The organism is Algibacter luteus (genome assembly GCF_900141715.1).
GTDB lineage: Bacteria > Bacteroidota > Bacteroidia > Flavobacteriales > Flavobacteriaceae > Arenitalea > Arenitalea lutea.
Genome location: NZ_FQYK01000006.1, coordinates 119,900 through 131,907 on the forward strand (window position 1 = coordinate 119,900; position 12,008 = coordinate 131,907).

General features: G+C 33.9%; 13 protein-coding genes and 1 tRNA gene. 11 read left to right on the plus strand and 3 right to left on the minus strand.

Going from position 1 to position 12,008, the window contains the following annotated elements; all coding sequences use genetic code 11:
• Positions 1-4 precede the first annotated feature (4 nt).
• Positions 5-955 (minus strand): calcium/sodium antiporter, encoded by a 951-nt coding sequence (locus BUA46_RS12175; RefSeq protein WP_019388077.1) that lies wholly within the window; start codon positions 953-955, stop codon positions 5-7.
• A gap of 307 nt (positions 956-1,262) precedes the next feature.
• Here BUA46_RS12175 and BUA46_RS12180 point away from each other — a divergent pair, with 307 nt between their 5' ends.
• The 4 genes from BUA46_RS12180 (at position 1,263) to BUA46_RS12195 (ending at position 6,895) form a co-directional block, all read left to right on the plus strand.
• Complete coding sequence (locus BUA46_RS12180; protein ID WP_019388076.1) at positions 1,263-1,622, plus strand: BlaI/MecI/CopY family transcriptional regulator; 360 nt, start codon at positions 1,263-1,265, stop codon at positions 1,620-1,622.
• Positions 1,623-1,624: 2 nt separating this feature from the next.
• Positions 1,625-3,415, plus strand: coding sequence for a M56 family metallopeptidase (locus tag BUA46_RS12185; RefSeq protein WP_019388075.1), 1,791 nt, complete (start codon positions 1,625-1,627; stop codon positions 3,413-3,415).
• Positions 3,416-3,914: 499 nt separating this feature from the next.
• Positions 3,915-4,067 (plus strand): hypothetical protein, encoded by a 153-nt coding sequence (locus BUA46_RS12190; protein ID WP_019388074.1) that lies wholly within the window; start codon positions 3,915-3,917, stop codon positions 4,065-4,067.
• A gap of 98 nt (positions 4,068-4,165) precedes the next feature.
• A complete protein-coding gene (locus BUA46_RS12195) occupies positions 4,166-6,895 on the plus strand; it encodes a hypothetical protein (RefSeq protein WP_143148132.1) in 2,730 nt (909 codons plus the stop codon).
• A gap of 69 nt (positions 6,896-6,964) precedes the next feature.
• On the opposite strand, the gene BUA46_RS12200 is transcribed toward BUA46_RS12195, so the two are convergent.
• Positions 6,965-7,038 (minus strand) — tRNA-Arg (locus BUA46_RS12200).
• Positions 7,039-7,124: 86 nt separating this feature from the next.
• Here BUA46_RS12200 and BUA46_RS12205 point away from each other — a divergent pair.
• The 7 genes from BUA46_RS12205 (at position 7,125) to BUA46_RS12235 (ending at position 11,709) form a co-directional block, all read left to right on the plus strand.
• Positions 7,125-7,754, plus strand: a complete 630-nt coding sequence (locus BUA46_RS12205; protein ID WP_019388796.1) for a Crp/Fnr family transcriptional regulator — start codon at positions 7,125-7,127, stop codon at positions 7,752-7,754.
• Between the two features lie 216 nt (positions 7,755-7,970).
• On the plus strand, positions 7,971-8,534 hold the full coding sequence (locus BUA46_RS12210) for a YeeE/YedE family protein (RefSeq protein ID WP_019388795.1): 564 nt from the start codon (positions 7,971-7,973) through the stop codon (positions 8,532-8,534).
• Positions 8,535-8,538: 4 nt separating this feature from the next.
• Entirely contained in the window at positions 8,539-8,952 is a 414-nt protein-coding gene (locus BUA46_RS12215) for a DUF6691 family protein (protein WP_019388794.1), read from the plus strand.
• Positions 8,953-9,744 carry a sulfite exporter TauE/SafE family protein gene (locus BUA46_RS12220; protein WP_019388793.1) on the plus strand — a complete coding sequence of 264 codons (792 nt, stop codon included), beginning with the start codon at positions 8,953-8,955 and terminating at the stop codon, positions 9,742-9,744.
• A 70-nt stretch (positions 9,745-9,814) separates the two neighbouring features.
• Complete coding sequence (locus tag BUA46_RS12225; RefSeq protein ID WP_019388792.1) at positions 9,815-11,230, plus strand: MBL fold metallo-hydrolase; 1,416 nt, start codon at positions 9,815-9,817, stop codon at positions 11,228-11,230.
• A gap of 6 nt (positions 11,231-11,236) precedes the next feature.
• Positions 11,237-11,443, plus strand: a complete 207-nt coding sequence (locus tag BUA46_RS12230) for a YgaP family membrane protein (protein ID WP_019388791.1) — start codon at positions 11,237-11,239, stop codon at positions 11,441-11,443.
• The gene (locus BUA46_RS12235) at positions 11,440-11,709 is read left to right on the plus strand and encodes a heavy-metal-associated domain-containing protein (RefSeq protein WP_019388790.1); all 270 of its coding nucleotides are present in this window, start codon (positions 11,440-11,442) and stop codon (positions 11,707-11,709) included. The genes BUA46_RS12230 and BUA46_RS12235 overlap by 4 nt, the downstream gene beginning before the upstream one ends.
• Here BUA46_RS12235 and BUA46_RS12240 read toward each other — a convergent pair.
• On the minus strand, positions 11,706-11,981 hold the full coding sequence (locus BUA46_RS12240) for an ATP-dependent Clp protease adaptor ClpS (protein ID WP_019388789.1): 276 nt from the start codon (positions 11,979-11,981) through the stop codon (positions 11,706-11,708). The two genes, BUA46_RS12235 and BUA46_RS12240, sit on opposite strands and share 4 nt — an antisense overlap.
• Positions 11,982-12,008: the final 27 nt, after the last annotated feature.

Below are 12,008 nucleotides of genomic sequence, written 5' to 3' on the forward strand. Positions count from 1 at the left end.
AATTTTAAAATTTGCCTTTGGTAAATACTAAAAACATAAAAACACCATAACAAATTACCAGAAAGAATCCTTCGAGTCGTCCTATTTGTAATCGTTTGGGTAAAAATATTAATGGAATTAAAACTGCCGAAAAACCAAGCATCCAAAAAATATCGCTTGAAAGAATTTGTGGTTCTGTTACTGGAATTGGCTTAACTAAGGCTGTTAATCCTAAAACGGAACCTATATTAAATATATTTGAGCCAATTAAATTTCCTAAAGAAATAGCTTTCTCCTTTTTAGCTGCGGCTATTACCGATGCTGCTAATTCTGGAACACTGGTGCCAATTGCAATTAAAGAAACGCCTATTACGGCTTCACTTACTCCTACAGAACGCGCGATTTCTTTAGAACCTTCTACCAACCATTCGCTACCAAAATATAACGCCACCGCACCAATTAATAACCATAGTGCAATTTTAAAATTTGATATAGTAGAAAGTGCTTCGTCAACTTCTTCTACAACCAAATCCTTTTTTGCACTTTTAATAAGAATGACTAAAAATAAAAGAAGGCCGATGAAAAGTATAGCTCCTTCTAATGCCGATAGCAGGTTGTCGTTTTTTAAAAAATAATAAAGTACTATTGAAAAAACCATCATTACTGGCCAATTAAGCTTGTAAAACGATTTATCGACAGCTATAGCACCTACCAAAGCAGTAATTCCCAGAACTAAACCGATATTAGCAATATTTGATCCTACAACATTATTTATGGCTATTGCAGGTGAACCTGAAAGTGCTGCTTGTAAACTAACTAATAACTCGGGTGCAGACGTGGCAAAAGATACCACCGTCATACCAATAACCATTCTAGAGATATTAAATTTAAATGATAATGCTACCGAAGATCTAACAAGATACTCTCCTCCTACGACTAACAAAATAAAACCAAGGATTACCCAAAGGATACTCATAAATAAAATTTTTGCGAAGATAATACAAGAATTTACGAATTACGATTTTTGAATTATGATTTTCAAATTGGAGTTGAAAACTTAAAATTTAGTTAAATAACTACTAACATAGTTGTATAACTATAAAAATAGTTATAGGTTTGTAATGCGTTAGGGATTGCAGTGCTTAGCTTTTGGCGAGGCGAGCATCGAGCCAAAACTAGTAGCGAAAAGCCCGACCATTGTGGTAACCTGCCTGCCGGCAGGCAGGCGCCCAAATTAAAACACATAAGTTTACGCTTGTACCGACTTAAAAACACATGAATTAATGGAAAAATTAACCAATAAGGAAGAGGAAATTATGCACATTTTATGGAAGTTAGAAAAGGCTTTTGTAAAAGATGTACTTGCAGAAATAAAAGATGACAAACCACATTATAACACGCTTTCTACAATTATTAGAAATTTAGAAGACAAAGGTTATGTGGCTTACAACGCTTATGGTAAAACACACCAGTACTACCCTATTGTGAAAAAAGAGGATTATAGAAAACGATTTATGAACATGGCCATAGATAATTATTTTAATAATTCGTATAAAAATGTGGTGTCGTTTTTTGCTAAGGAAGAAAAAATAAGTGTTGAGGACTTAAAGGAGATTATTAAACTAATTGAAAAAGAAGCCTAATCATGGAACATATTATTAAAGCCAGTGCCATTATAACTATATTATACTTGTTTTATAAACTACTGTTACAGCGAGAAACATTCTTTAAGTCTAACCGATGGTTTTTGTTAATAGGACTGTTAGTTGCTTTAACTTTACCTTTGATTGTTATTCCGGTATACGTTGAGTATACACCTGTTAATGTAACCAATTACGCTTTTATTGATGTTACGCCTGCCGCGACAGATTCGGGATTGAGCTTACTAGATTATACCATATTTGCCTATGTATTGGGGATGGTCTTGTTTTTTACGCGATTCTTAATTCAAATGTCTTCTTTAGCACGAGTTATAGCAGGAAATGACAAAGAGAAAATTGGCGAATACACTTTTGTGAAAACAGCTGAGGACGTGTCTCCCTTCTCATTCTTTAATTGGATTGTTTACAATCCAGATCAATTTGATCAAGCAGAGTTAAATCAGATAATAGCACACGAAAAGGTTCATGCAAAACAATACCACAGTATTGATATTTTACTTACACATTTGGCATGTATTGCGCTTTGGTTTAATCCGTTTATATGGCTTTATACTAAAGATTTAAAACAAAATTTAGAGTTTTTAGCTGATCATGATACCGTTAATACTGCGGTATGCAAAAAAACGTATCAATATACCTTGCTTAAAACGAGTGTGCCAACTCATCAATTGGCCTTAAGCAATAATTTCTATAATTCATTAATCAAAAAACGAATCGTTATGTTACAAAAAACAAAATCAAAAAACATTAAAAAAATTAAGTATGCCCTTGTTGTTCCTTTAATAGCTCTATTTCTTATGAGTTTTAATATGAAGGAAATTTATATTGAAAAGACAGAACCTGTTGTGAATATGATGCCCAATACGATTCTAGGTAATTTAGAACCGTTTGAAACTTCAACTGCGCTTGGAAACGAAATGGTAACCGTTAAGCCATCCGTTATTAGCAATGGTATAGATGCACGAAAAGAATTAGAAGTATTTATTATTACAAAAACCACAACCGATGCCGAATTAGATAAAATAGCGAAAACCGCCAAATCAAAAGGCGTTACATTAAAGTTTAAAGGTGTGAGTCGTAATGCAGAAGGTGAAATAACTGCCATTAAAATTGAAGCTTCTGGAAAAGACTCGAACGCCAATTTTAACTTAAACTCTGATGAAGCCATTGCACCTATTAAAATAGCTTTTGGTAAAAACGGGAAAAACATTTCTATTGGCAATGCAGATATTAAAAAAGAAATAATCTCTTATGTTATAAAAGATGGCGATACTGTTAGTCACAAAATTCGTAAAACAGGAAGTGGCACTAATGCTATTTTTATTTCTGATGAGGACGAAGTTTATGAATTAAATAATAATTCTATTCATTTTATAACTAAAGATAAGGGAGAAAACACCTTTAAAAAACGCATTAAGGTTGTTGAAATTAACGAAAACAGTGATAAAGACGATATTATTGAAGTGATGGTAGATAATGACGACATCAATAAAGAAGAAGACATTATTATTGTTAAAGGCAATGAATCAAACGGGAAATCTTATAAAATAAAAACATTAGGAAAAGGTGAAGGTAAAAACAAGTTTGTTTTAAAAACTGAAGATGGTGAAGAACCTTTATACATTATTGATGGTAAAGTTGTAGATTCAAAAACGTTTAAAGCATTAGATAATGATGATATTAAAACTATAAACGTGATTAAAGGAGATTCCGCCATTAAAAAACATGGTAAACCGGCTGAACATGGTGTTGTTGAAATTACTACCAAAAAATAAAAGCATCATTTTAGTTTAAAATTCAAAGGCACTCCTACGAGTGTCTTTTTTTGTTTTAAATATCCTAAAAAAAGATGAATTCATTAAAATATTGAATTTTTATAACAAAAAGCCCCTAGGGTTTTAAAAAACAGAACAAAACACCTCTATATTTATAACATAATTTTACTTTTTTAATATAATTTATTACTAATTGAAACTTAGATAAAGGTAGTCACTACAATATTAAAACTAATTTCATTTTATTAATTACAAATCTATATCCAAATTCATCGATTTTTGCTTAAACGTTTGGTAGACATATCTTGAAATCTATATCTTCAAAAAACATTCAAAAAAATAATCTAATTAATAATCTTCTAAATTTTAAAACTATGATTGCACTTGCCAAAATTATCATTAGTGTGATATTATTTCTAATCGCACTTATTTAATCAAAATGCTGTAAAACTTAGTCTAGAATAAGTTTTACTATTTTTGCATTAAAACAGACAGCAACGTGAAAAAGCAAGTTTTTAAAATATTAGCAAAGGTTAACAAACTCATCTTACCGAGTTATTCCAAAAAACAATTAGATTTAGCTAAAGCCACTAAAATACAAATGGCAATTATAGGCTGGAGATGGTTTGTAACCAGAAATGCATTAAATTGATAGGTAAAATTTGCATTTTGGCTTAAATTTTGTTTTTTAAATGATTGGTATATTACATTTGTACAATAATTAAAAAAAGCCCCACAAATCGAACACTCATGGTTAAACATATTTATCCATTAATATTATTTTTAAGCTTCACCATAAACCTATTTGCTCAAGAAGAAGCCAAAATTGCTACCAAATTCGCTCAAGATGGTGCGCTTTATGCCACTGAAGCATCAAATTCTGAAACTATTGCTGAATTTAAAGAGAACGAAAGATGTATCGTAACTAGCTACTTAGGCAGTTATACCTACAAAGTAAAATATAAAGACCTTGTTGGCTTTGTAAAAGATCAATATCTCTTTGTGAATGAGCAAATGATGGATTTATATTTCGATCATGAAGAAGCTCAAAGAATAAAAGCTATTGCCGAAAGGAAAGAAAGACAAAGAAAATTAGACGAAATAGCGAATAAAGCCAATGCAGAAAAAGCTTTAATCGAACAACGAAAGAAAGATTCTATTGCAGCAATTGAAGCTGAAGCCAATAGAATACTGATGGAGAAAAAACGTAATGACTCCATTGCTAAGGCTAAAGTTGAAGCTGAAAGACTTTTAGCCTTACAAAAACGTAACGACTCCATTGCAAAAGCGAAAGCCGAAGAAGAACGCCTGCGTTTAGTGCAAGCCAAAAAAGATTCTTTGGCCCGAGTAGCTTTAGAACAAAAAAGACTTCTAGAAGAAAAACGAAAACAAGATTCAATCGCTAAAGCAAAAGCGGAAGCCCAAGCTGAAGCTGAAAGACTTTTAGCCTTACAAAAACGTAACGACTCCATTGCAAAAGCTAAAGCCGAAGAAGAACGCCTGCGTTTAGAACAAGCCAAAAAAGATTCTTTGGCCCAAGTAGCTTTAGAACAAAAAAGACGATTAGAAGAAAAGCAGAAGCAAGACTCTATCGCTAAAGCAAAAGCGGAAGCCCAAGCTGAAGCTGAAAGACTTTTAGCCTTACAAAAACGTAACGACTCCATTGCAAAAGCTAAAGCCGAAGAAGAACGCCTGCGTTTAGAACAAGCCAAAAAAGATTCTTTGGCCCAAGTAGCTTTAGAACAAAAAAGACGATTAGAAGAAAAGCAAAAGCAAGACTCTATCGTTAAAGCAAAAGCGGAAGCCCAAGCTGAAGTAGAAAGACTCCTTGCAATACAAAAACGTAACGACTCCATCGCAAAAGCTAAAGCCCAAGAAGAACGACTGCGTTTAGAACAAGCCAAAAAAGATTCTTTAGCCCGAGTAGCTTTAGAACAAAAAAGACTTTTAGAAGAAAAGAAAAAACAAGACTCTATCATTAAAGCAAAAGCTGATGCTCAAGCCGAAGCTGAAAGACTTTTAGCCATACAAAAACGTAACGACTCTATAGCTAAAGCGAAAGCCGAAGAAGAACGACTGCGTTTAGCGCAAGTCAAAAAAGATTCTTTAGCCCAAGTAGCTTTAGAACAAAAAAGACGATTAGAGGAAAAGCAAAAACAAGACTCTATCGCCAAAGCAAAAGCTGAGGCTCAAGCTGAAGCTGAAAGACTCCTTGCATTACAAAAACGTAACGACTCCATTGCAAAAGCTAAAGCCGAAGAAGAACGCCTGCGTTTAGAGCAAGCCAAAAAAGATTCTTTAGCCCAAGTAGCTTTAGAACAAAAAAGACTTTTAGAAGAAAAGCAAAAACAAGATTCTATCGCTAAAGCAAAAGCTAAGGCTCAAGCCGAAGCAGAAAGACTCCTTGCGTTGCAAAAACGTAACGACTCTATAATAAAAGCTAAAGCCGAAGAAGAACGCCTGCGTTTGGAACAAGCCAAAAAAGATTCTATTGCCAAAGCTGAAGCAGAAGCAGAAAAGCTAATAGCACTGCGAAAACGAAACGACTCTATAATTAAAGCAGAAAAAGAAGCACAAGAGAAAGCACTGGAGCTACTAAGAAAAAGAAACGACTCTGTTGCTAAAGTTCAAGCAGCACAAAAAGCATTGGACGAAAGAAAAAAGCAAGAAGCGATGGCCAAAGCTGAAGCAGAAAGGCAAAAAGAACTCGAGCTTCTTAGAAAAAGAAACGACTCCGTTGCAAAAGCGCAAGCACAACAAAAAGCATTAGCAGCAGCTCAGGAACAAAATAAGTTGAATCAGAGTCAAGAGGCACAAGCAAAACTACTTCTAGAGAAAAGAATTAAAGATTCTGTCGCCCAAGCAATAGAAAAGGAACGTAAAGAATTACAAAAGCTTAAAAGACAAAACGATTCTATCGCTCAAGTTTTACAACAAGAACGCTTAGCATTAGAAAGAATAAGAAACAACACAAATAACGCAACTGAAAATCAAGAGATCGCTTCTAAATCTGCTGAAGAAGAACGTAAACAAAAGGCCTTGTTAGAAAGGATGAAGTTTAGAGACTCTTGTCATTACCAGATTAATGAATATGATAAATTCTATAACATCACAACTATAAGAACTGAGCCTTATACCTTAGGTAAAAATCTAACAGTAGAGCTTTACAAACAAGGTAGAAAAACAGACATCTTTTTCAATCTAACAGATGATTTAGGTTGCGCCACATATTTACCAAACCAAAGATCTAGCGTACGGGTAACCCTAGAAAACGATCGAACCATAGCATTTTATCATTCTTGGGATATCGAATGCGGAGAAGTATTTCTTTTCAAAGCAAGATTATCCGATACGCATATAGAAATATTAAAAACTGCTCCCATAAAATCTATTGAACTTCGCGGAACCGAAGACATTAAAATCATTCCTTTTATAGAATACAAAGAGTTCTTTATGGATAAGCTAAAATGTATAGAATAGCGAATAAAAAAAAGCGAGTTTCAAAATTGAAACTCGCTTTTAAATACTTTTTCTCTAGTAATATTTTTGTGACCATGGCAGGATTCAAACCTGCAACCTCTTGAGCCGTAATCAAGTGCGCTATTCAGTTGCGCCACATGGCCTTTTTTCGTGGGTGCAAATATACATTTTTTATTAAAACTCCACCAAACAATTTCTTTCAATTTTTTTAAATTCATTACTTTTGAATATGAATTCAAACGTACTACAAAATAAATTCAATTCTATTTTTGATGAAGCGCTCCTCAACGAAATAGATACTGTTGGTAAATTAGTTTCTTTTAAAAAGGATGACATCATCATAGATATCAACCAACCACTAACGCACATTCCTATTCTTCTAAATGGAAACATCAAAATACTCCGTGAAGACGAAGGTGGTAACGAGCTCCTTATCTATTTTTTAGAAGCTGGCGAAACCTGCACCATGTCCCTTACCTGTTGTATGGGTACCACAAAAAGTAAGATTAGAGCGGTTGCTGAACAAGACTCAACCCTAATTATGATTCCTGTTCAAAACATGCAAAAATGGTTTCATAACAATGAGAGCTGGAGAAATTTCATCATTCAAAGCTACCAAACCCGATTCGATGAAATGCTAGAAGCCATAGATAGTATAGCATTCTTAAAAATGGACGAGCGCCTCTACAACTATCTCATAAACAAAACTAAACTGCATGCGTCAAAAACCTTAGTTGTAAAACATTTAGACATCGCTGAAGACTTACATACTTCGCGCGTGGTTATTTCAAGACTGTTAAAGCAACTCGAAAACGAAAACAAAATCAAACTCAGCAGAAACAAAATAGAAATATTGTAAACCGTTATTAGGGCGCCTGCCTGCCGGCAGGCAGGTTACCAAAAGGGTCGGGCTTTACATTACAAGTCCTCGCTTCGTACCTCAGCTGTGGGCTTTCCATTTCAATCCCTAACGCGGTCAAGACCTATGGTTCAAACACTTTACGTATCTTTCGCCATTAATAAGTAACAAATATTACATAACTTAAATTCGACTAATTTAAATTCGCAAAAATTCATGGACTTACAATTCATTTTAAATCCATGGCCTTGGTATGTTTCAGGGCCATTAATTGCCTTTGTTATGGCACTTCTACTCTACTTTGGTAAAACTTTCGGCATGTCATCGAACCTTAGCACCATGTGCTCAATGGCTGGAGCTGGTAAATTCTCAGATTTTTTCAATGTTAATTGGAAAGATAAACTCTGGAATTTAACTGTTGTTCTTGGATCTATAATTGGGGGTTTTATTGCTGTACAATTTTTATCCAATGACAGCGGAACCAACTTAAACCCTACTACCATTGGAGAACTAGAAAAAATGGGGTTTAATAATCCAGGAAAAAGCCTAGTACCAAACGAACTTTTTGGTTTAGAAAATTTAAACTCACCAAGTACACTCTTATTATTGGTAGTTGGTGGCCTTTTGGTAGGTTTCGGTACGCGCTATGCCGCTGGCTGTACTTCCGGTCATGCTATTTCTGGTTTAAGCAGTTTACAAAAACCATCTTTAATTGCCGTAATAGGTTTTTTTATAGGCGGTTTAGTCATGGCAAATTTTTTATTACCTCTAATATTTTAAACATATGAAAGCATTAAGATTTTTATTGGTAGGTATATTTTTTGGTATCATTTTGGTGAAATCTGAAGCGGTCTCTTGGTACCGCATTTATGAAATGTTTAGGTTTCAATCCTTCCACATGTATGGCATTATTGGTACAGCCATAATTACTGGAATTGTATTTCTACAAATTTCAAATAAAGGATATATAAAAAGCATTACAGGCTCAAAAATACATGTTCCTAAAAAAGAACATGGATTAGTTAGATATATAGTTGGTGGAATAATATTTGGTTTTGGTTGGGCGCTTATAGGTGCATGTCCAGGGCCAATGTACATCCTTTTAGGTACCGGAGTTTGGAGCATGATAATTGTTATAGCTGCTGCCATAGTTGGAACTTTCATATACGGACTTGTAAAAAACAAATTACCGCACTAAATGGATTTAACCGAAATGTTAGGATACTTAGGAGCACTAATCGTAGGTCTAGTTTTAGGACTTATAGGTGGTGGTGGCTCCATTTTAACAGTTCCTCTTTTGGTTTACTTACTTGGTTATAATCCTGTCATTGCTACAGCATATTCTCTTTTTGTAGTGGGCACATCATCAATGGTGGGCACCTATCAAAAGCACAAAAAAGGTCTGGTTGATTTTAAAACAGGATTAGCTTTCTCATTCCCGTCTTTTGTCGCAGTATATTTATCACGACGCTATTTGGTTCCAGGAATACCAGAAACTCTGTTATCTATAGGAGACTTTCAACTTTCAAAAGGGATGGGCATCATGATATTTTTTGCCATTATCATGCTTTTGGCCTCTATTTCTATGATTAAAAATAGAAAAGAACTAGAAGTAAGTTCAAAGAGTCAACCTTATTACAAAACATTTGTTCAAGGCTTAGTAATAGGAACAATTACGGGAATTATTGGTGCCGGCGGTGGTTTTTTGTACGTCCCAGCTTTAGTGATTTGGGCAAATATTCCTATGAAAAAAGCCGTAGGAACATCGTTAATTATTGTAACTATAAATTCATTAATAGGATTTATCGGTGACGTTCAAACTTTAGAAATTGAATGGGTATTCTTGTTGACATTTACATTAATTTCAGTTTTCGGAATCGTTTTAGGCGTGTTTTTATCAAAATTTATTAGTGGCCCTAAATTAAAAAAGAGTTTCGGCTACTTTGTATTAATTATGGCTATATATATCATTTACAAAGAGTTAAAATAGTATTAAATCTGACCTAAATCACATTTCGATTGATTAAGGTTTTGTAATTTTAAGACAATTAAGATTAGTTATGAAAATTGAACAAATATATACAGGCTGTTTAGCCCAAGGAGCTTATTACATTGAATCGAATGGTGAAGTTGCTATTATAGACCCCTTGCGAGAAACACAACAATATGTTGACAAAGCGAATAAAGAAAATGCCAAAATCAAATATATTTTTGAAACCCATTTTCATGCCGATTTTGTTTCAGGACATATTGATTTAGCAAAAAAAACAGGCGCTAAAATAATATTTGGCCCTGGTGCTAAAACCAGTTATGATATTCATGAAGCCAAAGATAATGAAGCGTTTAAAGTGGGTAATATCACCATTAAGGTATTGCATACACCCGGACACACACTAGAATCTTCAACCTATCTGTTATTAGACGAAAATGGAAAAGAACACGCAATTTTCTCAGGTGACACCCTGTTTTTAGGCGATGTTGGACGACCAGATTTAGCTATAAAATCAGATTTAACAAAAGAAGATTTAGCGAGTATGTTATATGATTCTCTGCGTAATAAGATAATGCCTTTACCAGATGATGTTATTGTTTATCCGGCTCATGGTGCAGGATCTGCATGTGGAAAAAATTTAAGTAAAGAAACTGTTGGTGTTTTAGGCGAACAAAAGAAAACAAACTATGCGCTTAGAGCAGACATGACCAGAGAAGAGTTTGTTAAAGAAGTTTTAACTGGTATTGCACCACCACCGCAATATTTTGCTAAAAATGCTATGATGAATAAATCTGGATATGATGCTTTTGAAACCATTTTGAAAAAAGGTGATACACCTTTAAATCCAGAAGAATTTGAAAATATAGCGAATAATGAAGATGCCCTAGTATTAGATGTGCGAAGCGAAAAGGAATTTGTAAAAGCACATATACCGAACTCGATATTTATAGGTTTAAATGGCTCTTTCGCGCCTTGGGTTGGTGCTTTAATAACAGATTTAAAACAACCTATTTTATTAGTTACTCCTAAAGGCAAAGAAAAAGAAACCGTTACAAGACTTTCTAGGGTTGGTTACGACAATACCTTAGGTTATTTGGAAGGCGGTTTACAGGCTTGGGAAAAAGCTGGAAAAGATATTGAAACCATAGAATCTATTGATGCTGAGACCTTTTCTGGAATTTTTAAATCTCAAAATATTAAAGTTTTAGATGTTCGAAAAGATGGTGAATACCAATCTGAACATTTGGAAGGCGATAATGTGAAACACTTTGCATTAGACTATATTAACGATAACATGAATGCTATTAATAAAAACGAAACTTACTATGTGCACTGTGCTGGAGGTTATCGTTCTGTTATAGCTGCATCCATTTTAAAAGCTCGTGGATTTAACAATTTAGTTGATTTGGCAGGTGGTTTTGCTGATTTGAAAAAAACCGATTTGCCAAAAACCAATTATGTGTGCCCATCAACTTTAAATTAATCGCATATGAAAAAGAACATTGGGAATTTAGATAAAGGCTTAAGAGTCATTATAGCAATTACAGTGGCGTTATTATATTACTTCAATGTTATTACTGGAACACTAGCCTATATATTAATGGTTGTTGCCATTATTCTACTAATAACTAGTTTTATTAATTTTTGTTCTATTTATAGCATTTTAGGAGTGAATAGTGTAAAATCTAAAAAATGAATACTACAATACAAATACAAAATTTAAAATGTGGTGGTTGTGCTAACACCATTACTAAAAAACTCTCTAGTTTAGATGATGTTTCACAAATTTTAGTAAATAACGAAACAAGCACCGTTACTTTTGATTATGAAAATGAAAGTACTATTGCAAAAGTGAAAGCCGTTTTAGTGGATATAGGATATCCTGAGGTTGGAGATAAAAATGCCCTAACCACAAAAGCAAAGTCGTTTGTGAGTTGTGCTATTGGCAGAATGAATAATTAAACGATTTCTGCACTCAATCCTGCTTCTAAAAGCATAGAGCAACGTGGTTTTAAATCGTCGTATAAGCCTGTTTTTACAGTACATTTTCCCTTATAATGCACGATTAACGAACATTGTTCTGCTTGTTCTGCAGTATGGTCGCAGGCATAAATTAGTGTTTCAATAACATGATCGAAAGTGTTTACCTCGTCGTTATATAACACAATCTCGTTTTGAGTTAAGACTTCTTCCTGTAATAATAATTCTTCGGATGTTTTTTCTTGATTACTCATAATTTCAACAATCTTTGGGGATTAATT